We start from the raw sequence: 24,009 nt of genomic DNA, 5'->3' as shown, positions 1-24,009 counted from the left end.
AATAAAGTTCCCTTTGCGGCTTTATATGTACATTTTTGAACTATCAATCCAGTATCTGTTTAAATCATCCAATTTCCGTAGAAAAACCAATCCAATACCGGGAAAGCCAATCCAACGGTCCTGTGAGAAAGAATATCCTTTGACGAAAAACCACGGAAAATCCAATCCATTGAAAATCAGTTACACCCACTTTTCCTAACTCTTAATGAAAATTTGTGATCCCAATTCTGTTAAAAACCATCAAGAGATTAGCCGTAAAAGTTATCAGAAAGCCCCACCGGGGGCTTTCGCTTTTCAGGTAATGCCCACGCCAACATTGAAACCTATATTATTCAGGGCCGCCGCACTTTGAGCCTCCATACCGGCGATTTTGATAATTTCAAGCCATACCACCGGTACGTTGAACGCTTTGTAATTACGTAACATGTTTTCGTAATTATGATTCGCCTTTTATAATTACAAACCATACTTCCGGAATTTTTTATAATTACAAACCATACTTCCGGAATTTTGAACAGCGCTTGCCTGTAAACTTCCGCCTATACCCTGTTACCCGCCAATTTTAGTAACAACCGTTTTGCCCGGGGGCTGCATAACCCAACTTTATCCGTTGCCATTTCCTGCTTAACTTCGCCCGCATGTTATTCAAAAATGTTATAGGCCAGGCAGATGCAAAATTGCATCTGGCCAATATGGTTCAACAGGACCGTATCAGCCACGCCCTGTTATTTCTTGGAAAAGAAGGAGTTGGTGCACTGCCCCTGGCCATTGCATTTGCACAATATGTTGTTTGCGAAAAGGTAAACCGCAAAGCGGCCACCGAACAGGCCGGTCCGTCCCTGTTTGGGGATGAACCGCCGGCAGCTCCCAGGCCCGGCGCCGGCATGCTCGATTCCTGCGGCGAATGTCCCAGCTGCCAGAAGATGCAGCAGCTGATGCACCCCGATGTTCATTACTCTTACCCGGTAATTCCCCGCAAGCCGGGCGACAAACCGCTCAGTTCGGATTACATCAGTGAGTGGCGCGAGTTCATAGCCAAATATCCGTATGGCAATTCGTACGACTGGCTGCAGTTTATTGGCGCAGAAAACAAACAGGGGAACATCACCGCCTATGAATGTAATGACATCATTCGCAAGTTGTCGCTCAAAAGTTTTGAAAGCGGATTTAAAATACTGTTGATGTGGATGCCCGAATACCTGGGCAACGAGGGGAATAAGTTATTGAAACTCATTGAAGAACCGCCGCCAGATACACTGTTTATATTAGTGGCCGAAAATGAATCGCTGATCCTGCAAACCATTTTATCACGCACCCAGCTGGTAAAAATTCCGGCCCTCACCCACCAGGAAATTTCCGCCGCGTTGATTGAAAAGGCAAAAATGGCTGAAGATCCGGCCCGCCAGATCGCCCTCATAGCTGAAGGCAATTACCGCGAAGCGCTGCAATTGATGCAGCATGCCGATGAAGACTGGCAGTCGCTCCTGCGCGATTGGCTGAACGCCATTTTAAAGAACGGACCCATCGCTCAGGTTAAATGGATAGATGAGGTAAGCAAACTGGGCCGCGAAAAACAAAAGCAGTTCCTGCGATATTTCACCCACTTGCTTGAACAGGCTATCAGGCTGCACGCCATGGGCCCGGCCAACCTGCACCTGCCCGATAAGGAAAAGGACTTTGCCGGCCGGCTGAACAAAATTGCCGCATTCAACCAGCAGCAGGCCATTATCGAAGAGCTTGATAAGGCCACCTATTATATTGAGCGGAATGCCAATGCCAAAATGCTGTTTCACGCCCTTACCATTAAATTATACCACATTATTGCCAACAAGCAGACCGCTACGGTGATTTAACCCCAGCCCCCTGAAGGGGATGGTTACCTCAATTTAAAATGCTAAAGAAAATTCGGCTGGCTGAGAACGCCTGGTTTTCATAATTCAAAAATTTAGATCGCCGGATACTGTGCAAATCTTCCCAAGGCGCGCCAGCATTCCCCTTTCAGGGGGTACTTACAAACGTTATCATATACATACCCTTTTAACGTTAATAACTTATATTTGTAAATCGGCCTGTTAAGCAGGAAGCAGAAAAATTGTGCGATTGGGGTTGCATGCGAGCAGGATTGCTATATATATTAGGTCATCTTATTTCGCTATATTATTCATAAATGCGTCTTATTCAAAACGTTACATTTTTGTAACGCGAAACGGGTGAATATGGGCGCACCCCGGTTTCCCGGAGGTTTGTTTAATACCCTGCCTATATTTCTGCGTGTGTTTTCCGGCCGAACATTAATAAAATTTATAAATCGTTAATCCTAAATAAAGAATGGGATGTAGTTCATGCGGAACAGGCGGTAAAGTAGCCGGTTGTAAAAGCAATGGCGGTTGCAGCACGGGAAGTTGTAACAGGATGAATGTGCACGATTGGTTGAGTAACCTGCCATTCAGCGACCCTTCGGGGAGCTGTAAGATCGTTGAAATAACTTTCAATAATGGAAGCCGGAAAGACTTCTACCGGAATACCACTGTTCATTTATTCGAAAAAGGCGACCTGGTTGCCGTGGAAGGCGTTAGCGGGTTCGATGTTGGAACCGTTAACCTCACCGGTGAAATCGTTCGGCTGCAAATGAAGAAAAGAAATGCCGACGAAACCGACCCCGACATTAAAAAAGTATTACGCCGCGCCACCGATAAAGACATCGAGATCTGGCAACAAAACAAAGACCGCGAAAAAGAGGCCCTCATCCGGGCCCGCGCCATCGCCCGCCAGCTCAACCTCGAAATGAAACTCACCGAGGTTGAAATTCAGGCCGACGGCCGTAAAGCCACCTTCTTTTATATCGCCGACGACCGCGTCGATTTTCGCGAACTGATCAAGGTGTATGCAAAAGAGTTCCGGGTAAAAGTGGAAATGCGGCAGATAGGCGCCCGTCAGGAAGCCGCAAAGGTTGGCGGTATCGGTAGTTGCGGCCGCGAATTGTGCTGCAGCACCTGGTTAACCGATTTCAAATCGGTTAATACCACTGCCGCCCGCTACCAGAACCTGTCGATCAATCAAAGCAAACTCAGCGGTCAGTGCGGCCGGTTAAAATGTTGCTTAAACTATGAGCTCGATATTTACCTCGATGCCCTGCAGCATTTTCCCGACAATGCCGATACCTTACAGGTAGCCAAAGGCACTGCTATCCTCATAAAGAAAGATATTTTCAAAAACCTCATGTGGTATACCCTGCCCGATACCAGCAAACAGTATCCGCTGACCATTGACCGGGTAAGAAAGATAAAACAGCTGAACGAGCGTAACCAGGTACCCGATGAACTGGAAGCTGTTGATGTAACCACGCAGAAACCAAAAGAGGTTGAACCTGAATTTGTTGATGTGGTAGGCCAGATCAGCTTACGCAGCCTCGAAAGGGCCGAGAAAAAGAAACGGCACCATCATCACCAGCAGGGCCAGCAAAAAGAGCAGCCGCGCCAGCAGCAACAGCACCGCGGCGGTCGCGACAACCGTGATAACCGCGACAACCGCCAGTCTGATAAAAAAGGCGGTGGCGACAGAAGGCATAACCAGCACCGGAACCAGGGCGGCGGCCAGAACCAGAACCGCGAGGACCGGGGTGGCAATAAAGGGAAGGAAAAGGATGGGCAGTAGTGAAATGAGGAATGAGAAAGTGGAGGGGAAAGGCAGAATATCGAATGCTGAATGCAGCATATCGAAGTGAGGAAGGAATACAGCTCAGATGCTTATGATCAGTAAGCTTCGAATGCCAGGAATTTTCTCACCATTCACCATTGACCATCGACGGTAAAACCTGTATCTTGAAATAAAAATAAAACTCTAAATCTATGGCTCTGTTTAAATCCGGTAATCCTGCACTGGGAGAGAAAACCTTCTCTCAGCCTTACGCCGTATATGGCGATGATGCAATGACTGTTAAAGGAACGCTGAATAAGTTCGGCATTCTTTTCTTACTTACCATGGCAACAGCCGGCCTTGCCTGGAAAATGGCTTACTCGGGAGTTAACGTTACCTCCTACATGTGGGTAAGCGTCTTCGGCGGATTAGGCATTGCCGTCATAATGGCCTTTAAAATGAGCCTGGCCCCGTATCTGGCGCCTTTATATGCGCTGGTAAAAGGGTTTGCCGTAGGCGCCATTTCAGCTTATTACAACTATGCTTTTGACAAAATAGCTCCCAATATCATTACCCAGGCAGTTGCTTTGACCTTTGGTGTAGTGATCGCGATGTACCTTTTGTACAAGTTCAACATCATCACGGCAACCCCAATGTTCAAAAAGATAATTATCATTGCCACTGCGGGTATTGCGGTTTTTTACCTGATCGCTATCGGTATGCACTTCGCAGGTATCGGCATTCCCTTCCTGCATGAAGGAAGCACTTTCGGTATCATCTTTTCACTGGTAGTAGTGGCATTGGCAGCCCTTAACCTGATCCTCGATTTCGACCTCATCGAAAATGGTTCTAAAATGGGCGCGCCCAAATACATGGAATGGTATGGCGCTTTCGCGTTGCTGGTAACCATTGTATGGCTGTACCTCGAGATCCTGAAATTATTATCTAAACTGGCAAGGAGAAACTAAACCTTAAAAGTTTAATTATAGTAAAAGGGCGTCCCGGTTAAACCAGGACGCCCTTTTGTATTTAAAGAGATCTTACTTTCCGTATTCCATTATCACATCATCACATTATCGAATTATCACATTATCCCTACCAGCCATCGCCATCGAGCATATTACCCAAACCACCTAAGATGCTACCTTCTTCTTTACGGCCTCTCGGGCCGCCATACGTTAAGATGCGTCCTGCCAGGCGGCTGATGGGCAACGTTTGTATCCATATTTTACCAGGCCCCCGCAATGTAGCAAAGAACAAACCTTCACCACCAAACAGCGTATTCTTGATACCACCCACAAACTGGATATCGTAATCGACGGTTTGTGTATACCCCACCAAACAACCGGTATCTATCCGCAGCAGTTCGCCGGGTTGTAACACTCTTTCAAATACGTGGCCACCGGCATGCACGAAAGCCATACCATCACCTTCGAGTTTCTGCATAATAAAGCCTTCACCGCCAAATAAACCGGTACCCAGTTTACGCTGGAATTCAATACCCACACTTACCCCTTTTGCCGCACACAGGAAAGAGTCTTTCTGCGCAACGATCTTTCCACCAAAATCCATCAGGTCGATCGGAATGATCTTACCGGGATATGGAGAAGCAAAACTTACTTTCTTTTTGCCCTGTCCCACGTTGGAGAACGCGGTCATGAACAAACTTTCACCGGTGAGGATCCGTTTACCGGCCGACATCAGTTTGCCAAAAAAACCGGTATTGGGTTTGGCGCCATCGCCAAAAATGGTTTCCATTTGAATACCATCGTCCATCATCATAAAGGCGCCGCTTTCAGCAATGGCCGTTTCACCGGGATCGAGCTCCACCTCAACATATTGCATTTCCTCACCGTAAATTTTGTAGTCTATTTCGTGATTTGTGCGCATGAAAATCAGTTTAAAGTTTTATTAATCAATTATATTTTTCGGGTAACCGGTTACCAGATCCGGAATCGCAGCGGATCTCCGGTTCCCGCAACCCCGATTTAATACAGAAAGGTTAGTCGCAAAATAACAATATTCGTTTCATGAGTTTAATTATTTTTTTGGGTGGGGAATTGATAAATGGTTTGGAAGCCCCATAATAATTCTTTTACCTTGCTGTATCTCAATTAAAACAAATTACATATATGAAAAGAGCCATACTGCTACTGGCTATTTCAATGCCCTTCCTGTACAACCAGGCGAACGCCCAAACGAAGCTGGTTGAAAAAATAACGCGTAAGGGAAGTGAACTCGTTATTCCTTACGAAAAATATACGCTGCCAAACGGCCTTACGCTGGTGGTGCATGAAGATCACAGCGATCCCATAGTGCAGGTAGATGTAACCTATCATGTTGGTTCGGCCCGCGAACAGATCGGCAAATCGGGTTTCGCCCATTTCTTCGAGCACATGATGTTCCAGGGAAGCGACCACGTAAAAGATGAAGAACATTTTAAAATGGTCACCGATGCCGGTGGCACCCTCAACGGTTCTACCAACCGCGACCGCACCAATTATTACGAAACGGTACCCGCCAATCAACTCGAAAAAATGCTTTGGCTCGAAGCAGACCGTATGGGCTTTCTGCTAGACGCAGTTACTCAAAAGAAATTTGAAGTACAACGCGCTACCGTTAAAAATGAAAGAGGACAGAACTACGATAACCGCCCCTACGGGTTGGTAGGCGAAGTGACTGCCAGGAACCTGTACCCGTACGGGCACCCCTACTCGTGGCTAACGATAGGTTATATTGAAGACCTGAACCGGGTTGATGTAAACGACCTCAAGAATTTCTTCTTACGCTGGTACGGCCCCAATAACGCCACCGTAACGGTTGGCGGCGATGTAAAAACCGCCGATGTTGTAAAACTGGTAGAAAAATACTTCGGCTCAATTCCCCGCGGTCCCGAAGTAGAGAAAGTGGTTGTGCCCGCGGTGGTGCTCGATAAAGACGTTACGTTTCCTATACCGATAACTACATCAGGCTGCCCCTGCTCAATATTGTTTATCCTACCGTTCCCAATTTTCATAAGGACATGCCGGCGCTCAACTGCCTAGCGCAAATTCTGGGACAGGGCAATACCTCCCTATTGTATCAGCAACTGGTAAAACCGCAACTGGCCTTACAGGCTAACGTGTACAGTCAGTTTACAGAACTTGCCGGTGAGTTTCACCTGAGAGTGGTACCCCTACCCGGCAAAACACTGGCAGAAATGGAGCAGCTGGTTCGCGCCACACTCGACAGTTTTGAAAAACGTGGCGTTACCGATGAAGACATTGAAAAATTCAAAGGCAGTACGGAAGCGAAGTACATAAACGGTTTGCAAAGCGTTTCAGGAAAAGTGTTTCAACTGGCCGCCTTTCAAACATTCACCGGTAACCCCAACATGATAGGCACTTTACTGAAAATGAACAGTGCCGTTACCAAAGAAGAGGTAATACGGGTGTACAATAAATACATAAAAGGAAAACACAGTGTGGTAGTAAGCGTATTACCAAAAGGACAGGAAAACGTAATTGCCGCTGCCGATAATTATAAAGTAGATGAAAGCAATTACACCGCGCCCGATTATGGATATGCAGGTTTAAAATATACAAAGGCCAAAGATAATTTCGATCGCAGCAAATACCCAGGCACCGGCCCCAACCCTGTGGTAAAAGTGCCGGCCTTCTGGCGTAAGGATCTGCCCGGCAACATCAAAACAATAGGGGCCGAAAACCATGAAATACCAACCGTAACACTCATTATTTCCATTCCCGGCGGACATCTATTGCAATCGAAAGATACCGCAAAGATCGGGCTGGCCAGCCTGTTTGCCGAAATGATGAATGAAGACACAAAAAATTACACGGCCGAACAAATGACGATTGCCCTTGAAAAACTGGGCAGTACCATCGAGGTCGGCAGCAGCCGCGACGCCATTGTATTCACGGTGGAAGCGCTTAAAAAGAACATCGATAAAACACTTCAATTGCTGCAGGAGCGGCTATTCAATGCAAGGTTCACCGAAAGCACATTCAGCCGCGTGCAACGGCAAACGCTTGAAAGTCTGAAACAATCAAAGACCCGGCCGGCAATAGTGGCCGACGATGTGATTGCCGCCGTGAATTATGGCCCCAACCATATCTTTGGTATGAACGAAAGCGGCACTGAAAGTACTATCAACAACATTACCCTGCAGGACGTAGAGAACTATTATAAAAACTACCTTACCGCCAACAATACAAAAGTGGTGGTGGTAGGAGATATTACCCAAAATGAAATTCTGCCCAAACTGGCCTTCCTGAGCAAACTTCCTTATAAATCCATTGCGTTGCCTTCGGTTACTGCCAAACCAAAAGAAGTTGACAAGTCGAGAATATACCTGGTGAATGTTCCCAACGCAGCGCAAACCGAATTCAGAATAAGCCATGTTACCGGTTTGAAGTACGACGCTACCGGCGAGTATTACAGAACAGGATTAATGAACTTCACCCTTGGCGGTGGTTTTAACGGCCGTGTAAATATCAACCTGCGTGAAGATAAGGGCTGGACCTACGGCGCCCGTACTACCTTCAACGGTGATGAATATACCGGCGACTTTACCTTTAGTTCGGGTATCAAAGCCGATGCTACTGACAGCGCCCTTACAGAAGTAATAAAAGAATTCAGATCATACGCCGCCACCGGCATAAAAGAGGAGGAGCTGGCGTTCATGAAAAATGCGATCTGCCAACGCGACGCATTGCGCTATGAAACAGGTACGCAAAAAGCAGGTTTTATTCAACGGATGTTGCTGTATAACTTACCCGCCAATTATGTTGATCAGCAAAATAAGATCCTGAAGAACATTACCAAACCGGAAATTGATGCACTGGCAAAAAAATATATCGATGCCGATAAAATGAACATGGTACTGGTGGGCGATAAAGAACGCATTTTACCCGGCCTGCAAAAAATGGGTTACGAAATTGTAGAATTAAATCCCGACGGGAAAATGGTTGAGGGAGGCGAGGTAAAAAAGGGCTTCTAGCCAATTTGATAATGTGATAATTCGATAATGTGATAATTGAAATACATTAAAAAATCCCCTCCGACGCATCGGGGGGGATTTTCATTATCGAATTATCTAATTATCCAATTAGCACATTAGTTTTAAAACCAGCTTCCGAGGAATGCTTCATTCACTTTCTCTTTCTTACCGGCCAGTTTTCTTCTTCTGCGTCTTACTTTATAGTTGTGCCTTACCATGGTAACGATCATCATGGGTAAAAACAGGATGGTCAGTGGCGGAATACCCATAAACGAAACCCATTTACCACCATACATGTTACGCATTGGTCTTCTCAACCGCTCGGCGATCAAATACATCGCAGGCAGGATGAGCAGGGTCATAAAAAAGGCGAATGCCAAACCGAAGATGATGGTCCATGACAACGGTTTCCAGAACACCACGTTATCACCACCGAAGAAGATATGCGGGTTCAATTCTGAGAACAGGGTAACGAAGTTGATGTTCAACCCAACCGCCAGCGGTATCAATCCCAGGATCGCAGCGAGGGCGGTCAATAATACCGGAATGATACGCGTTTTACCAGCCTGAATCAGCGCTTCCTTTGTTTTCATACCACGCGCCCGTAACTCATCGGCGAACTCTATCACCAAAATACCGTTCTTCACTACGATACCCGCCAAACCTACGATACCGATACCCGTCATTACCACCGATACTTCCATACCGGTAAAGGCAAAACCAAGCAACACCCCTATCACACTAAAGATGATCTCCGTTAATATGATCACCGGTTTACTGATAGAGTTGAACTGTATAACCAGGATCAGGAGAATAAAGAACAAAGCTATCACCAGCGCTTTACCAAGGAAGGCGCCTGTTTCAGCCTGCTGTTCTCCTTCACCCGTTTGCTTAATGGTTACGCCATCGGGTTTTTGTTTGAAATTATTGATATGTCCGGCTATCACCTGGTTTACTGATGTTGGTGTAAAGCCGGTCAATACGTTAGACCGAACGGTGATCACACGTTTCTGGTTCTTCCGTTTAACGCTACCCAATGTGCTGGTATAATCAACCTTTACGAGTGAACTGATGGGCACGCTTTTCGTTTGCCCTGTTGCCATATCGCGGAAGGTAACGTTCATATTCAGCAGGTCGGTCAGGCTCTTCCGTTGGCCTTCGAGGTTGCGCAACTGAATCTTGTATTCATCTTCACCGTCTTTGATCTTCGACACTTCTCTTCCGAATACGGCCGTCCTGATCTGCTGTCCTATCTGAGCGGTAGACACGCCTTCGATCAATGCCCGCTCGCGGTCGACCGTAAAGGAAACCTCGGGGTTGGTAAGGTCGATATCCATTTTCAATTCCTCAACACCCGGAACCTGTATTGAATCGAGATAATTCTTAAGCGATACCGCTGTTTTGATGAGGTCATCAAATTCTTCGCTCGCTACCTCAATGTTAACCGGCGGTTCGGTTGGCGGACCGTTCTGTTCCTGGTCAACCGAAATTTCCGCCCCGGGAATGCCTTTTATTGCCTGTCGAATTGAATCAAGTATCGGTTTGGTAGCAACGCCATGGCGTTTTTCAAATTCCACGAACGAAACCTGTATACGGCCCAGTTCGGGTCTTGTACTTCTGTCGCCGCTGTTGGGGTCGCTGGCGCCTACCGCTACGTTGCTGATCACACTCTCAACAATGGGGTTTTCTTTATACCCCCCTTTGCCGTCTTTATCCATATGCAGTATACGGTAAACTTTTTCTTCCAGTGTGTGGGTAATAGAATCGGTATACTCCACATCGGTACCTACCGGTAGTTTCAGATACACATAGATCTGGTTGGGATCACCGCCGGGGAAGAACACCACGGGCACATTACGTGCACCAAAGAACCAGAAAGTAAGTATGAGCAAACCGAATGTACCTAACAGTAAGTGAACGGGGCGCCATCCTTTCAACGCCCAGCGTAATGACGTTTCATAATGACCCATGATCCAGGGCAATGCACGGTTCTGAAAACCGTGGATCATATCATCGAGCACATACTTGTTCAGGATGATCATGAGCACTATGAAGATCAGGAAGTTTCCAAGGAAGGTAAAACCTGCCAGGTCTAACAGGATACCAACACCCAGCGTAACCCATAATGATGGTTTGCGGAAGATGGCCGATTTGGGCGGTTTCGTTTCTCCTTCGGGATGGTTCATGAAATCAACCGCAAACACGGGGTTCATGATAAAGGCAACTATCAGCGATGCGGTAAGTGTAAAGATGAGCATCGTTGGCAGGTAGATCATGAACTTACCAATGATACCGGGCCAGAACAACAGCGGGAAGAACGGCGCCAGCGTTGTTAATGTACCCGCCAGTACCGGAATGAATACTTCACCAGCGGCCATCATGGCCGACCGCTCACTGGTAAGGCGGCCATTGCCCTGTACGAAGATGCGGTGTGTATTTTCAATTACCACTATAGCGTCATCTACGATAATACCCAAACCGAACAACAGGGCGAACAGTACGATGAAGTTGAGGGTAACATGCGTACCAACAATGAGGTCGGCGGCAGGCAAAAAGATGAATGCCACGAACATACTCAGCGGCACCGAAAGGGCCACGAAGAACGCGTTGGTAACACCCATGAAGAACATGAGGATGATCAATACCAGTACGAAACCGATAACGATGGTGTTCACCAGTTCGTTGAACGATGTACGGGAAGCTTTACTTTGATCGCCGGTCACTGAAACGTTCAGGTCTTTGGGAAACTGGCTTTCCTGCATTTCCTCCACTACATTCTTAACCGCATCGGAAGTTTCGATAAGGTTCTCACCGGCGCGTTTGATAATGTTCAGCGTAATTACGTTTTTTCCATTCAACCGCGCATAGCTTTCCCTTTCCTTGATGGTATCTTTTATTTCGGCAATATCTTTCAGGTAAATAGGCGCACCGCCGGTGTTGCGAACAACCACCTTCTGAATGTCGTATGCGGTTTTGAACTGTCCTTTCAACTGCAGGGTACGTTTGGTATTACCCACATCGAGCAAACCGCCGGAAATATCGAGGTTCTCGCGGGAAACAGCCCCGGCAATATCATCGAAGGTGATACCGGCGCTGCGCATTTTGTAGTTGTCGACATTGATCTGGAACTCGCGCTCGGGCGCCCCAACCAGGTCTACCCGGTTCAATTGCGTCAATTCTTCGAGGCGGTCCTGCAGATCGTCGGCATATTCTTTCAACCTGGGCAGGTCATAATCGCCGTACAGGTTCACATACATGATGGGCTGTTCCGAAAAGCTCACCTCCATTACAGAGGGCTCTTCGGTAAGGTCGGTAGGCAGGTCGGGTTTGGCCTTGTCAACCGCATCTTTTACTTTTTGAAGCGCCACATCGGTTTTTACATCGGTGCCAAACTCAACCATAATGGCTGAATAATCTGCTACCGAAGTACTGGTGGTTTTATTGATCTTGGCACCCGTTATACCCTTGATCTGTTTTTCAATGGGGCGGGTAACCAGGTTTTCGATATCCTTTGGCGAGTTACCAAAATATATGGTTTGAACATAAATGGTAGGGATAACGATATCGGGAAATTGTTCTTTAGGTAAGGTAACGAACTGGAATACGCCGATCAAACTCACGATCAGCATTACCAGGTAAATGGAGGTTTTGTTTTTTATACTCCATGTGGTTGGACCGAAATTTTTGAACTTACCTGTAATATTTTCTAAAACACTCATACAATGAATTTGGTGTGTAAGTAAGTCTTCCTAATGCTATTTACTTTTACCGGCAGCAGCGGCGGGCTTGTTACTCTCGGCGGTAACCGGCTGGCTGGCATCGGTAATGATGGCCTGGCCGTCGTACAACCCCTGGAAACCGTCAGTGATCACTACATCGCCGGATTGCAAACCGCTTTTTATTTCGAGCTTATCGCCATACAACAATCCCGGAACTACGGGGCGTTTTCTGGCTACCTGCTTATTGCCTTCTTTGGCGGCAACCATAATGAATTTTCCTTTTTCATCGTTCTGAATGGTATTGATAGGAATGGTGATCGCATCAGGTACTGAATAATCCTGAATTCGAACCATGGCTATCTGGCCGGGGCGGAAACCGCCATTGCCGGGAATTTTTCCTTCAATATAAAACGACCGGGTATTGGGATCGATGAGCCTGCCGGCTACCGACACTTTTGTTTTGATCGATTTGTTATTATCCTCGGGAAGTGTAACCAACAGGTTGGTACCTTCTTTTACTTTTGTCTGGTACGCTTCAGGGACATCGGCTGTAACTTTCAGGTTATTGGTGTTTACGATGGAAATACCAAGCATCGATGCGGTTGAACCGCTGAACGTTTCACCAACCTTAATATTCACCCGTTCGGCTACTCCTGAGATCCCGGCATATACGTTCGACATATCCAACTCTTCTTTTAACAGGTCGATCTGCTTTTCCAGGTTATCTACATTGCTTTTTGCGTTCAATAATTCCACTTCGGTGCCTATCTTCTGATCCCACAGGTTTTTACGGCGCTCATATAAGGTTTGGGCCAGTTTCAACTGCACATTAGCCTGCTCGATCTGGCGGCGGGTTACCGCATCGTCGAGCTTCATCAGCAACTGGCCTTTTCTTACATTATCACCTTGTTTTACGTACAATGCTTTTACCTGGCCGCCCTGGCCACGGGGAGTAACAACCGCTTCATTATCGGTTCCTACCTTACCCTGCAGATCTATATAGTGAGTGAAGGGGCTTGAAGTAACCGGCGTTAGCACAACCAGTTTCGGCTTTTCGGGTAATTTGAAACTGGTATCCAGTTTTGCAATTTCCTTCTCCAGCTTCGTAATTTCGGCGCCGGTTTCTACCTGTTGGGTTTTTAGTTTCTCAAGCTCTTCTTTTTTCTTCTCCAGTTCACTTTTACCAGCACATGCTGTCATAAAAAGTATAACTGCTGCAGTGCCCATTATGTTATACGTACGTTTCATATCTGATAATTTATCCGGTGATTGCATTTGTTGGTTTAGAGTTTTATAGCGTATGGATTTTTACAGTTTTCCTATGGCCTTTAAATAATCGATGCGTGCAATAATGGCTTCCTGCAGCGCGGTGATATAGTTGGTTTGCGCGGTTTTAAGATCGGTTTGCGCGGTGGTGATCTCTGTATTGGAACCTAAACCCGCCTCATATTTCTTCTTCGTTTGTTCATACACTTCTTCGGCCAGTTTCATATTCTTCTTTTGAAAGTCCATAGCTTCAACGGCCGTTTTGAAATTAGCCCGGGCGCTGTCTACCTCCTGATCGATAGATAATTTCAGATTCTCTATGTCGTTGGAAGTTTTCTGCAGATTCAACTTTGCCGTTTCAATTTTCGAGCGGGTGCTGAAACCGTGAAAAAGCGGTACTGAAATATTCACCCCGATATTTGAGAAAGTATACCATTCGCCTTTGCTGAAAATATCGAACTTATTACGCATGGCGTTTTTCGAATACGAACCGGTAAGCCTTACCGTAGGGATCTGGCTCAATTTGTACCGTTTAACATCGAACTCACGCAGCTTTTTTCCCAACTCGGCATACTGGAACTCTTTTCTGTCAGCATAGTTATAAGTGCTGGCTTCAAGGATCCCGTCTTTTATCATGCTATCGCTGAGGGTATCTTTCAATGTAACCTCATCTCTAACCGGCATGCCCATCAGCACTTTCAGGCCCAGATATCCCTTATAGATCATCGTTTGTACTTTCTTCTTTTCGGTCTCGAGGTTAGCTATCTGTACAGTTATCTTATCAACATCGAGCTTTTCCGAAAAACCGTTCTTATACATTTCTTCGGTATCATGATGCAGTTTTTGTAACCGGGCAATGTTGGCATCGAGTAGCTCGAGCTGGGTTTTACCCGTTACCAACTGGTAATACACTTTGTAAACGTTCGACTTTATCAGTTCTTCAGTTACTTCGATATTGGCTCTTGCCCATTGCAGCGAAGTTTCCCTTGCCTGCAGGCCAACGAACACCTGGCCGTCGAATAAGATCTGGCTAAGGTCAACGCCGATATTAGCCGTATACTTAGTACCGAACTGGGCTTCAATCAACCCGAAGTCGCTGGGCGAAATGATCGGCTGGCCGGCAGCGTTCTTTACCCCTTCCTGTTGTAACACGCCGTAAGTACCGGCGGCAATAAAGTTGGGAAAGGCCTGTACGGCAATGTTGGGATTGTATTGCGCGCCTGCCCTTGCATCGAGTTGCGGGAACGCCTGCGAAGTGATCTCGCGGTTGGTTTGCTCCTGCAATTTGTAGTCGAGCAGGATATTTTTAACCCTTACACTGTTCTTCTTTGCATATTCAACTGCTTCTTTTACGGTTAATTCATGCTTTTGCTGTGCCAGTGCCGGTTGTATTATACCTGCCAGTACAACCACCAGGGCGATGCTATTTATGCTTACCGGTTTCAGTTTCATAGTTCTTTGCATTTTTATTTCTATGCTGTTGATATTTTAAGATAAGTTTATGTCCTTTCAGGGATGCAACCCCGTAAACGTAATGCTCGATGATAGCTTTGGTAACTTCTGATAATTTATACCGGGAAGGCGGGAAAAGGTCTATGTTGAAGGGGATCATCATCGATTCTAACCTGAACTTCGATAATATATCAACATCTACATCAGGGCGGTAGAGCCCATCCTTTATACCCCACTCCAGGTTTTTTCGAATCACCTGTAACAGGAATTTATTTTTATGCTCCATAAACCGCTGGAATGCCCGAATATGGAACTTCTCCATATCGTACAGCACCATCGGGTTCATGCTGCTTAATTGTTCAACTACCTGGTCAACGGTTAAAAAGATCTCTTCGATCGCATCCTTCGCATTCTCGCCGCACTTCATGCAATCGTTCTGCATATCGAGCACCTCATCCTCCACCACCGCATCAACCAGCTCGTTCTTATCAGTATAATACTGATAGATCGTTTTTTTCGACATGCCCAGCTGGTTGGCTATATCATCCATGGAAACAGAGCGAATACCATATCGTAAGAACAGTTCTTTCGCTTTTTCCCGGATCCTCACTTTTGTGTTTCCTTCTGTTATCATAATAATCGGGAACAAAACTATAGAAACTTTTATCGTTACCAAAGTTTCCATCCCCATTTTTTGACCGCCGGTAACAAAGCCCCGGCGCGAACAACTGTTCGTTCTTTAAATTTTCGCCGGTACCTCCGCTAAGGAACCGTCGCCGCCCTTATCTTTGCTAACCGATTGCTTTCCAATTCAAAACATGCATCTTTACACAACCTTATTTTACCAGCCAGCGGAAGTGGATTAATTTTGGAATGCAAAACAAAGCACAACATGAAATCTCCTCATATATTTAAAAAATTCATACAATATTTCCTGCAGGGGCTAATAATTTTAGCGCCGATCGCCATCACCATCTATGCCGTGACGGCTTTATTTAATTTTATTGATAATATCTTACCCAGCCTTATCGGGTATTTTTCACCCGATCTGTTAGGTACTGACGCCAATGGCAACCCTAAAAAAATTCCGGGGCTTGGTTTTATTCTGGTAACCCTCATCGTTATACTGGTGGGTTATATCTCCTCTTCGTTTATTGTAAGTAAACTGGTTGATCTGTTCGATAAAGTACTCGAACGCACGCCCGGTATCAAACTGTTGTATTCAACCGTGAAAGACTTTTTTGAAGCCTTCGCCGGCAATAAAAGGAAGTTCGACAAATCGGTATTGGTAAGCATAGAAACAACGGATGTATGGCAAATAGGTTTTATTACCCAGGAAGACCTGCATGAATTTGGCCTGCAGGAATATGTTGCCGTTTATGTTCCGCAATCCTATGCCTTTACCGGCCGCCTGTATTTTGTAAAGGCCGACAGGGTACGCCTGATAACCGATATCAGTTCGGCAGAAGCAATGAAGTTTGCCATCTCGGGCGGGGTAACCACAATTGAGGAGGATGATAAGAAGAGTTGATTAGTTGACGGGTTGACTAGTGACGGTTGACCAGTTTACAAGTTGCTAAAAGTGCCGGTGGTGATAAAGGATTTTGCGCCGGCAGGGCGGGGTTGGTCAGTTATTCAGTTGTTCAGTTGTTCAGTTGTTCAGTTTGAGCGGGCCGGCGCGTTTGCCAGGCTGTTACATCATTTACCGGTTGGCCGTTGGCCAACCGTTTTCTTTTGGCGGCTAACCGCCGCCGAAACGCCGGCAAAGACAGTTGAGAACAAAACCTGAAAACTCATAACTGAACTAAAAACTAAGAACTGTGAACTATGAACTATGAACTGTGAACTGTGAACTATGAACTGTGAACTGTGAACTGTGAACTGTGAACTGTGAACTGTGAACTGAAATTACCCGACAAAAACCGGCTATTCACCTCCTCACACTATAACTTTACGCACACATGCCATTTCATGAAAAAGCTACTGCTTATAACGGTATGGTTGCTATGTATTCAACCCTCCTTCCCCTGGGGCTTTTATGCGCACAAACAAATAAACTATTACGCGGTTTTTATGCTGCCGCCCGAAATGCTGGTGCTGTATAAAACCAACATCCAGTTCCTGAGCGATCATGCCGTTGACCCCGATAAACGGCGGTATGCCGTGGCCGGGGAAGGCGCCCGCCACTATATTGACATCGACCACTATGGCGTGTATCCATTCGATTCATTACCCCGCAACTGGCACAAAGCGCTTGAAAAATACGGCCGCGATACCCTGCAGAAATATGGCATCGTTCCCTGGCATATTCAAACCATGCTGTTCCGCCTCACCGCTGCCTTTAAAGAAAAAGACCAGGTCAGGATCCTGAAGCTGTCGGCCGATATAGGCCATTACATTGGCGATGCACATGTACCGCTGCATGTATGCAGCAACCATAACGGCCAGCTCACCAACCAGCACGGCATTCATGCCTTTTGGGAATCGCGCATACCTGAACTGCTCGCCGCCAGTTCCTGGGATTTTATGATTGGCAAGGCCGAATATATTTCAAACCCCGTATCATTTACCTGGAAACGCGTGCTTGAAAGCGCCGCTGCTGCAGACAGTGTTTTAAGAATAGAAAAAGAACTGACCACCCGCTTTTCAGGCGATCAGAAATATTCATTCGAACCACGGAACGGCCAGGCCATCCGTCAATATTCTACCCGCTACTGCCTGGCGTACAATCAGGAGCTCAATAATATGATCGAAAGACGCATGCGCCAATCCATTGCAGCCGTTGCTTCTTTTTGGTACACCGCCTGGGTAAATGCCGGCCAGCCCGATCTGAAACAACTCATAAACAAAAACTTCAGCGAGCAGGACCGCCGGGAATTTGACAAACTGAATGCCGCCTGGTTAAGCAGACAGGCAAATGGAAAAGATTGTGATTAGTTCATAATGAACAACTTACGTATCCTATGTAAAATTCGCCCTGCCTATAGTCACGCGAATTGAATACTTTTGCACTCCTTCAATTTAACGAAACAATGATGCACAATTTTAATGCAGGGCCCAGCATTCTGCCCCGCGAAGTATTCAAACAAGCCAGTGAAGCCATTTTAAACTATAACAATTCCGGTTTGTCGATCCTGGAGATCGGTCATCGTACCGACCTGTTTCAGGCAGTAATGGATGAAGCCATTGCGCTCGTGAAAGAATTAATGCAGCTCGACGATCAGCATGAAGTATTGTTCCTTCATGGCGGTGCTTCCACCCAGTTCTTTCAGATTCCCATGAACCTGTTGAATGATAATGAAATAGCCGCATATACCGATACCGGCACCTGGTCGGCCAAAGCTATAAAGGAAGCCAGGATCTTTGGCCATGTAGAAGTGGTTGCCAGCGCCAAAGAGTCGAACTACAATCACCTGCCCAAACAATTTACGGTTCCCAAAACCGCCAAATACCTGCACCTTACCACCAATGAAACCATTCACGGTGTACAGTGGCACGATTTCACCCCATTTTTTGAAGCCGGCGTACCACTTGTAGCAGACATGAGCAGTGATATCCTGAGCCGTAAAATGGATTTCAACAAATTCGACCTTATATACGCCGGTGCTCAAAAAAATGTTGGCGCCGCCGGTGTAAACCTGGTGATCGTAAACAAGAACATTCTCGGTAAGGTAACCCGCAAACTGCCTTCTATGATGGATTATCGCAATCACGTCGAGAACGGTTCGATGCTGAATACCCCACCGGTGTTTGCTGTATACGTTTGTATGCTTACCCTGCGCTGGTTGAAAAACCTGGGCGGCGTGGAAGCTATTGAAAAGATCAATAACCAGAAAGCGCAATTGCTGTACAACGCCATCGATAGCCTGCCGGTGTTCAAAGGCACGGCTATCAATAAAGAAGACCGCAGCATCATGAACGCCTGTTTTATAATGGATAATGCCGGGCTGGAAAAAGAATTTCTGACCCTCTGCAAACAGCACAATATCGTTGGCATAAAAGGCCATCGCAGTGTAGGCGGGTTCAGGGTTTCCCTTTACAATGCGTTACCGCTTGAAAGCGTGCAGGTGCTCACCGGCCTCATGCAGGAGTTCGCCGGTAAAAAAGGTTAACCCCCAGGCCTGCCAGCTGGCGGAGAGCAAAAGGCAAATCTACCTTATGAACCAGTTGAAGATCTTAAATTCGCGATACAAAATTTAACCACGGTGCCGCCAATTCCCCTCCTTCAGGAGGGGTTAGGGGAGGTTCCACTTAATTGATAGAATAATGGCACACATTTCTCCTTTCAAAGCCCTGCGCCCGCGTCCCGAACTGGCCAGGCAGGTTGCTTCCCGTCCTTACGATGTATTGAATTCAAAAGAGGCGCGTGAAGAAGCAGTAGGCAACCCCTATACTTTTCTGCATATTACCAAATCAGAGATCGATCTGCCAGATGATATCGATATGCACAGCGCACCGGTATATGAAAAAGCAAAAGAGAATATCACGGCATTTATTCAACGCAGTATTTTGTTCAGGGAAGACAAGCCCTGCTACTACATATATCAACTGGTAATGAACGGCCGCAGCCAGACCGGACTGGTTGCCGCCAGCTCGGTTGACGATTATGAAAATGATGTGATCAAAAAACATGAGTTCACCCGCCCCGAAAAAGAGCAGGACCGCATCAATCACATCAAAACCACCGGCGCTCAAACCGGTAACGTATTCCTCGCTTACCGCAACAACGCCAAAGTAGATACGCTGATAGAGAACTGGAAGAACACGCATTCGCCGGTGTACGATTTCGTAGCCGACGATGCTATCAGCCATACCATTTGGGTGATCACCGATGACGCGATAAATGAAGCCATCACCAACCTGTTCGAAACGCAAATTCCGCATACCTATATCGCCGATGGCCATCACCGCGCCGCTTCAGCCGCCAAAGTGCGCAAGGCATTGGGCAGCCAGGCAAAAGCCGAAGCAGATTATTTCTTAACTACCCTGTTCCCGTCGAACCAGTTATACATCATGGATTACAACAGGGTAATTAAAGACCTGAACGGATTTACCGAGGCCAGCCTGCTTGAAAAACTAGGCGCTTCTTTTACCATAGAAAAAGCGGCTACCGCCGTTGCGCCCGCCAAACTGCACCAGTTCGGTATGTACCTCAAAGGCCAGTGGTATACACTCACCGCTAAAGAAGGTACCTGGAGCAATGACCCCATCGGTGTGCTGGATGTATCAATTTTGTCGAACCTCGTACTTGATCCCATCTTAGGTATTAAAGACCAGCGGACCGACAAACGCATCGATTTCGTAGGCGGTATCCGCGGACTGGGTGAGCTGGAGAAAAGAGTGAACAGCGGAGAAATGGCCGTTGCCTTCAGCCTGCACCCCGTAACCATTCAGCAGTTATTCGATATTGCCGATAGCGGTAATGTAATGCCGCCCAAAAGCACCTGGTTTGAACCCAAACTGCGCGACGGGCTGCTTACGCACCTGATCGAAGGGTAAGGGTAAGTTGACAAGTAACGGGTTAACAGGCTGACAGGGGGAATTACTTGTGTTTCTTACAAAGTCTTAATGAGTTTACAAGAATCTCACCGCAATAAAAAGCCGGAGCGCAACGCCTCCGGCTTTTGTTTTGTAACCCGGTCAGCAAAAACCGATCAATGGCTGCCCGATACAATTCCTGAAGGAAAAAACAAAAACCCCGGCATTTCATACCCCCCAACTTTTCAACCCTGCCCCCGATTTTAACGTTCTTTGCCCCTGTCAGTCCTTTCCTTCCCTTATCTTTGAACTGTATGAAATATCTTTTACCAGTTGTATGCTTATTGTTTGCCGTAAATATGACACAGGCCCAAACGGAGCCCGGTGATGTGAAATCTGTACAGGAAACTGCTAAAAATTATATGAAGCAGGGCGATTATTCCAACGCCGTGCTGGTGCTGAACCGGGGTTTACAAAACAATACCGATAACCTCGACCTGCAGAAAGACCTGGCATTTGCCTATTACCTTAACCGCGACTATGTACGCGGCCTGGAAGTAGCCAAAAAATTCCCCGAACGCCAGGATGTGGATGTACAAAGCTTTCAGATCCTCGGCATGATCTACAAAGCCATCGAAGAAGTAAAGGATTGCGAGAAGATGTATAAAGCCGCCCTGAAAAAATTCCCCAACAGCGGCACCCTCTTCAATGAGTACGGCGAAATGCTGTGGAGTAAGAAAAACTATAACGATGCCATAAAACAATGGGAAAAAGGCATAGAAACCGACCCCGGTTATTCGGGCAACTACTATAACGCCGCCAAATATTACTATTTCACTCCCGATAAAGTGTGGGCACTGATCTACGGCGAGATCTTCGTAAACCTCGAAAGCTATTCAAAACGCACCGCAGAGATCAAGAACGTGCTGCTCGATAGCTACAAGAAACTGTTTACCGACGCCAACATGATGAAGGACCAGGATACAAAAAATGAATTTGTAAAGGCCTTCCTCGAAAACATGAAAACCCAATCGACCTTTATAGGAACTAACGGTGTTAATGCCGAAACCCTGTCGGCCGTACGCACCAAGTTCGTCCTCGACTGGTTCGCCAAAAACGCAAATAAGTTTCCCTTCCGCCTATACGAATATCATCAGCAGCTGTTAAAAGCAGGGATGTTCGATGCTTATAACCAATGGGTATTCGGCACCGCCGGCAACCTGTCTGCCTATGAAAACTGGACCAAAACCCACCAGGAAGATTACAACAAGTTTGATTACTTTCAGCACAACCGGGTATTTAAGGTACCGGGGGGACAGTATTATCAAACAGTAAAATAATCGAATGGCCCCGACGTTACACGCCGGGGCTTTTTTTATTAGCGCAGATTCGTTAAATTCAACTAACGTAAATCCGGAGGTCCTGTTCCCCGGCCGGCCGGGATTTTCCCTGCTTACTGTCCGGATCAAAAAACAACATCTATGACCGAACCCAAACGTCTATTCGATTGCCTGCTGATCCATTTGAAAGGGAAGCCAATGCCCAATATGCTGGCTGCCAAAGAGAATGGTAAATGGAGAACGTACAGCACAGAGGAAGTAAACAATACCGTAAATAAATTAAGCGCAGGTTTACTGAACCTGGGCATCCAGTGCGGCGATATGACCGCCGAAAAGCGCGATAAAATTGCCATTCTCAGTAAAAACCGGCCCGAATGGGTGATGCTCGACCTCGCCGTTCAGCAAACCGGCGCCATTTTAACACCCATTTATCCTACCATCAACGTACAGGACCTCGAATTCGTTTTGAACGACGCCCAGGTAAAGATCGTGTTCGTAAACGACGAAGAACTGTTTCATAAAGTACTAAGCGTAAAAGACCGCGTTCCCGCCCTGCAGGAAATTTTCACCTTCGAGCATGTGGCCAATGCCCGCCACTGGAAAGAAGTGATTGCCCTGGCCGACGAAGCGGCACACGAAAAAGTTACAAACATTGCCGCACAGATCAGGTACGAAGACCTGGCCACTATCATCTATACCTCAGGCACCACCGGTACCCCCAAGGGCGTAATGCTTTCACATCGTAATATCCTGAGCAATGTGCTGGCCTGCTACCCCTGTTTGCCCGCATTCCCCAATATGCGTTCCCTCAGCTTTCTGCCGCTGAACCATATTTTCGAACGCATGATCACCTACTTCTATCTGTTCCGCGGTATAGCCATTTACTATGCAGAAAGTATGGAAACCATCGGCGATAACCTGAAAGAGGTGAAGCCCGATATGTTCACCACGGTACCGCGACTGCTCGAAAAAGTATACGACCGCATTATGGCCAAAGGCGCAGAGCTCACCGGTATAAAAAGAAAATTATTCTACTGGGCGCACGACCTCGCTACCCGGTATGAGATCAATAAACCAATGGGCTTTAGCTATAATATGCAGCTGGCGCTCGCCAACAAACTTATTTTCAGTAAGTGGCGCGAGGGCCTCGGCAATAACCTCAAATGTATTGTAAGCGGCGGCGCTGCCTGCCAGGTGCGTTTGATACGCATTTTCACGGCAGCACGTATTCCGATCCTCGAAGGGTATGGCTTAACTGAAACCTCGCCGGTTATCAGCGTAAACCGGTTCGAAGAGCATAACCGCAGCTTTGGCACGGTTGGCCCCCTTATTGACGATGTAGAAGTAAAGATTGCCGAAGACGGCGAAATACTGTGCAAAGGCCCCAACGTTATGATGGGCTATTACAAACGCCCCGACCTCACCGAAGAAACCATGAGCGGTGAATGGTACCATACCGGCGATATCGGTATGATGTCAGATGGCAAATACCTGAAGATCACCGATCGCAAAAAAGAACTGTTCAAAACAAGCGGTGGTAAATACGTAGCGCCATTACCGATAGAGAACAAACTGAAAGAATCCATCTTTGTTGAGCAGATCATGGTGGTGGGGTCGGAAAGAAAATTCGTAGGTGCGCTTATTATTCCGGCCTTTCCTTCGCTGAGAGACTGGGCGCGCAAACAGGGCCTGCCCGACATGCCCAATGAAAAGTTGATAAAAGATCAGAAAGTTATTGATCTGTTCCGCGAACTGATCGACAGCTACAACAAATTCTTCAACCATGTAGAGCAAATAAAAAGGTTTGAACTGTTACCACACGAATGGAGCATTGAAACCGGTGAAATGACGCCTAAGTTAAGCCTGAAACGAAAAGTGGTGATGGAGAAGTATAGAGATGCTATTGAGCATATTTATGCGTAGAGGCAAGTTGAAAAGTTGACAGGGTTGAAAAGTTGATAAAGGGAGCCCGCCAAAGGCAGCGCTTACCTGACGAATTCACAAATTATATATGGCAGCCCTCTAATGGTTTAAATCATTAGAGGGCTTTTTATTAGAGCGATTCTGCTTTCGTCCGCCTTTTCCTTTTTCCCATGTCCTCGATCCATAACAAGCCAAC

At 46.6% G+C, this 24,009-nt stretch carries 17 protein-coding genes; 11 read left to right on the top strand and 6 right to left on the bottom strand.

Annotated features, from left to right (window positions below; all coding sequences use genetic code 11):
- Positions 1-294: 294 nt before the first annotated feature.
- On the bottom strand, positions 295-426 hold the full coding sequence (locus A4R26_RS35855; protein ID WP_278248430.1) for a hypothetical protein: 132 nt from the start codon (positions 424-426) through the stop codon (positions 295-297).
- A 212-nt stretch (positions 427-638) separates the two neighbouring features.
- Between A4R26_RS35855 and A4R26_RS17785 the strand changes: the two genes are divergently transcribed.
- From A4R26_RS17785 to A4R26_RS17775, 3 genes are all read left to right on the top strand, one after another.
- Positions 639-1,853 (top strand): DNA polymerase III subunit, encoded by a 1,215-nt coding sequence (locus A4R26_RS17785; RefSeq protein WP_081165794.1) that lies wholly within the window; start codon positions 639-641, stop codon positions 1,851-1,853.
- A 475-nt stretch (positions 1,854-2,328) separates the two neighbouring features.
- Positions 2,329-3,654, top strand: coding sequence for a PSP1 domain-containing protein (locus tag A4R26_RS17780; RefSeq protein ID WP_081165791.1), 1,326 nt, complete (start codon positions 2,329-2,331; stop codon positions 3,652-3,654).
- A 194-nt stretch (positions 3,655-3,848) separates the two neighbouring features.
- Entirely contained in the window at positions 3,849-4,604 is a 756-nt protein-coding gene (locus A4R26_RS17775) for a Bax inhibitor-1/YccA family protein (protein ID WP_081165788.1), read from the top strand.
- Positions 4,605-4,731: 127 nt separating this feature from the next.
- Here the strand turns inward: A4R26_RS17775 and A4R26_RS17770 are convergent, their stop codons facing one another.
- Complete coding sequence (locus A4R26_RS17770; protein ID WP_081165785.1) at positions 4,732-5,526, bottom strand: TIGR00266 family protein; 795 nt, start codon at positions 5,524-5,526, stop codon at positions 4,732-4,734.
- Between the two features lie 242 nt (positions 5,527-5,768).
- Between A4R26_RS17770 and A4R26_RS35655 the strand changes: the two genes are divergently transcribed.
- A complete protein-coding gene (locus A4R26_RS35655; protein ID WP_278248429.1) occupies positions 5,769-6,680 on the top strand; it encodes a M16 family metallopeptidase in 912 nt (303 codons plus the stop codon).
- Positions 6,659-8,635: a M16 family metallopeptidase gene (locus tag A4R26_RS35650; protein ID WP_278248428.1), complete on the top strand. Its 1,977-nt coding sequence runs from the start codon at positions 6,659-6,661 to the stop codon at positions 8,633-8,635. Before A4R26_RS35655 ends, A4R26_RS35650 begins: the two co-directional genes overlap by 22 nt.
- Positions 8,636-8,757: 122 nt before the next feature.
- On the opposite strand, the gene A4R26_RS17760 is transcribed toward A4R26_RS35650, so the two are convergent.
- From A4R26_RS17760 to A4R26_RS17745, 4 genes are read right to left on the bottom strand one after another with little or no spacing between them, the layout of a single operon-like run.
- Positions 8,758-12,354 (bottom strand): efflux RND transporter permease subunit, encoded by a 3,597-nt coding sequence (locus A4R26_RS17760; RefSeq protein ID WP_081165782.1) that lies wholly within the window; start codon positions 12,352-12,354, stop codon positions 8,758-8,760.
- Positions 12,355-12,390: 36 nt separating this feature from the next.
- Positions 12,391-13,602: an efflux RND transporter periplasmic adaptor subunit gene (locus A4R26_RS17755; protein ID WP_242674938.1), complete on the bottom strand. Its 1,212-nt coding sequence runs from the start codon at positions 13,600-13,602 to the stop codon at positions 12,391-12,393.
- A 60-nt stretch (positions 13,603-13,662) separates the two neighbouring features.
- On the bottom strand, positions 13,663-15,072 hold the full coding sequence (locus tag A4R26_RS17750) for a TolC family protein (protein ID WP_081165776.1): 1,410 nt from the start codon (positions 15,070-15,072) through the stop codon (positions 13,663-13,665).
- Positions 15,044-15,706, bottom strand: a complete 663-nt coding sequence (locus A4R26_RS17745) for a TetR/AcrR family transcriptional regulator (protein ID WP_165760319.1) — start codon at positions 15,704-15,706, stop codon at positions 15,044-15,046. The genes A4R26_RS17750 and A4R26_RS17745 overlap by 29 nt, the downstream gene beginning before the upstream one ends.
- A 258-nt stretch (positions 15,707-15,964) precedes the next feature.
- Between A4R26_RS17745 and A4R26_RS17740 the strand changes: the two genes are divergently transcribed.
- The 6 genes from A4R26_RS17740 to A4R26_RS17710 all read left to right on the top strand — a co-directional run bounded on the left by A4R26_RS17740 (position 15,965) and on the right by A4R26_RS17710 (position 23,813).
- Positions 15,965-16,603, top strand: a complete 639-nt coding sequence (locus A4R26_RS17740; RefSeq protein WP_081165770.1) for a DUF502 domain-containing protein — start codon at positions 15,965-15,967, stop codon at positions 16,601-16,603.
- Positions 16,604-17,043: 440 nt separating this feature from the next.
- Complete coding sequence (locus tag A4R26_RS17730; RefSeq protein ID WP_081165764.1) at positions 17,044-18,009, top strand: zinc dependent phospholipase C family protein; 966 nt, start codon at positions 17,044-17,046, stop codon at positions 18,007-18,009.
- A 95-nt stretch (positions 18,010-18,104) separates the two neighbouring features.
- Entirely contained in the window at positions 18,105-19,184 is a 1,080-nt protein-coding gene (gene serC, locus A4R26_RS17725; RefSeq protein ID WP_081165761.1) for a 3-phosphoserine/phosphohydroxythreonine transaminase, read from the top strand.
- 154 nt (positions 19,185-19,338) lie between these two features.
- Complete coding sequence (locus A4R26_RS17720) at positions 19,339-20,571, top strand: DUF1015 domain-containing protein (RefSeq protein WP_081165758.1); 1,233 nt, start codon at positions 19,339-19,341, stop codon at positions 20,569-20,571.
- A gap of 293 nt (positions 20,572-20,864) precedes the next feature.
- Positions 20,865-21,890: a tetratricopeptide repeat protein gene (locus A4R26_RS17715; protein ID WP_133054721.1), complete on the top strand. Its 1,026-nt coding sequence runs from the start codon at positions 20,865-20,867 to the stop codon at positions 21,888-21,890.
- 141 nt (positions 21,891-22,031) lie between these two features.
- On the top strand, positions 22,032-23,813 hold the full coding sequence (locus A4R26_RS17710; RefSeq protein ID WP_081165752.1) for an AMP-dependent synthetase/ligase: 1,782 nt from the start codon (positions 22,032-22,034) through the stop codon (positions 23,811-23,813).
- Positions 23,814-24,009 lie beyond the last annotated feature (196 nt).

The sequence above is a fragment of the Niastella populi genome (genome assembly GCF_002078015.1).
GTDB lineage: Bacteria > Bacteroidota > Bacteroidia > Chitinophagales > Chitinophagaceae > Niastella > Niastella populi.
The sequence above is the reverse complement of the archived record's forward strand: the minus strand, read 5'-3'. Positions and strand labels throughout refer to the sequence as shown.

What these genes read in the sequence shown, in the direction of transcription:
- A4R26_RS35855 (WP_278248430.1), bottom strand. Translation starts at nt 426, where the DNA reads ATGTTACGTAATTACAAAGCGTTCAACGTACCGGTGGTATGGCTTGAA.
- A4R26_RS17785 (WP_081165794.1), top strand. Translation starts at nt 639, where the DNA reads ATGTTATTCAAAAATGTTATAGGCCAGGCAGATGCAAAATTGCATCTG.
- A4R26_RS17780 (WP_081165791.1), top strand. Translation starts at nt 2,329, where the DNA reads ATGGGATGTAGTTCATGCGGAACAGGCGGTAAAGTAGCCGGTTGTAAA.
- A4R26_RS17775 (WP_081165788.1), top strand. Translation starts at nt 3,849, where the DNA reads ATGGCTCTGTTTAAATCCGGTAATCCTGCACTGGGAGAGAAAACCTTC.
- A4R26_RS17770 (WP_081165785.1), bottom strand. Translation starts at nt 5,526, where the DNA reads ATGCGCACAAATCACGAAATAGACTACAAAATTTACGGTGAGGAAATG.
- A4R26_RS35655 (WP_278248429.1), top strand. Translation starts at nt 5,769, where the DNA reads ATGAAAAGAGCCATACTGCTACTGGCTATTTCAATGCCCTTCCTGTAC.
- A4R26_RS35650 (WP_278248428.1), top strand. Translation starts at nt 6,659, where the DNA reads ATGCCGGCGCTCAACTGCCTAGCGCAAATTCTGGGACAGGGCAATACC.
- A4R26_RS17760 (WP_081165782.1), bottom strand. Translation starts at nt 12,354, where the DNA reads ATGAGTGTTTTAGAAAATATTACAGGTAAGTTCAAAAATTTCGGTCCA.
- A4R26_RS17755 (WP_242674938.1), bottom strand. Translation starts at nt 13,602, where the DNA reads ATGAAACGTACGTATAACATAATGGGCACTGCAGCAGTTATACTTTTT.
- A4R26_RS17750 (WP_081165776.1), bottom strand. Translation starts at nt 15,072, where the DNA reads ATGAAACTGAAACCGGTAAGCATAAATAGCATCGCCCTGGTGGTTGTA.
- A4R26_RS17745 (WP_165760319.1), bottom strand. Translation starts at nt 15,706, where the DNA reads ATGATAACAGAAGGAAACACAAAAGTGAGGATCCGGGAAAAAGCGAAA.
- A4R26_RS17740 (WP_081165770.1), top strand. Translation starts at nt 15,965, where the DNA reads ATGAAATCTCCTCATATATTTAAAAAATTCATACAATATTTCCTGCAG.
- A4R26_RS17730 (WP_081165764.1), top strand. Translation starts at nt 17,044, where the DNA reads ATGAAAAAGCTACTGCTTATAACGGTATGGTTGCTATGTATTCAACCC.
- serC (WP_081165761.1), top strand. Translation starts at nt 18,105, where the DNA reads ATGATGCACAATTTTAATGCAGGGCCCAGCATTCTGCCCCGCGAAGTA.
- A4R26_RS17720 (WP_081165758.1), top strand. Translation starts at nt 19,339, where the DNA reads ATGGCACACATTTCTCCTTTCAAAGCCCTGCGCCCGCGTCCCGAACTG.
- A4R26_RS17715 (WP_133054721.1), top strand. Translation starts at nt 20,865, where the DNA reads ATGAAATATCTTTTACCAGTTGTATGCTTATTGTTTGCCGTAAATATG.
- A4R26_RS17710 (WP_081165752.1), top strand. Translation starts at nt 22,032, where the DNA reads ATGACCGAACCCAAACGTCTATTCGATTGCCTGCTGATCCATTTGAAA.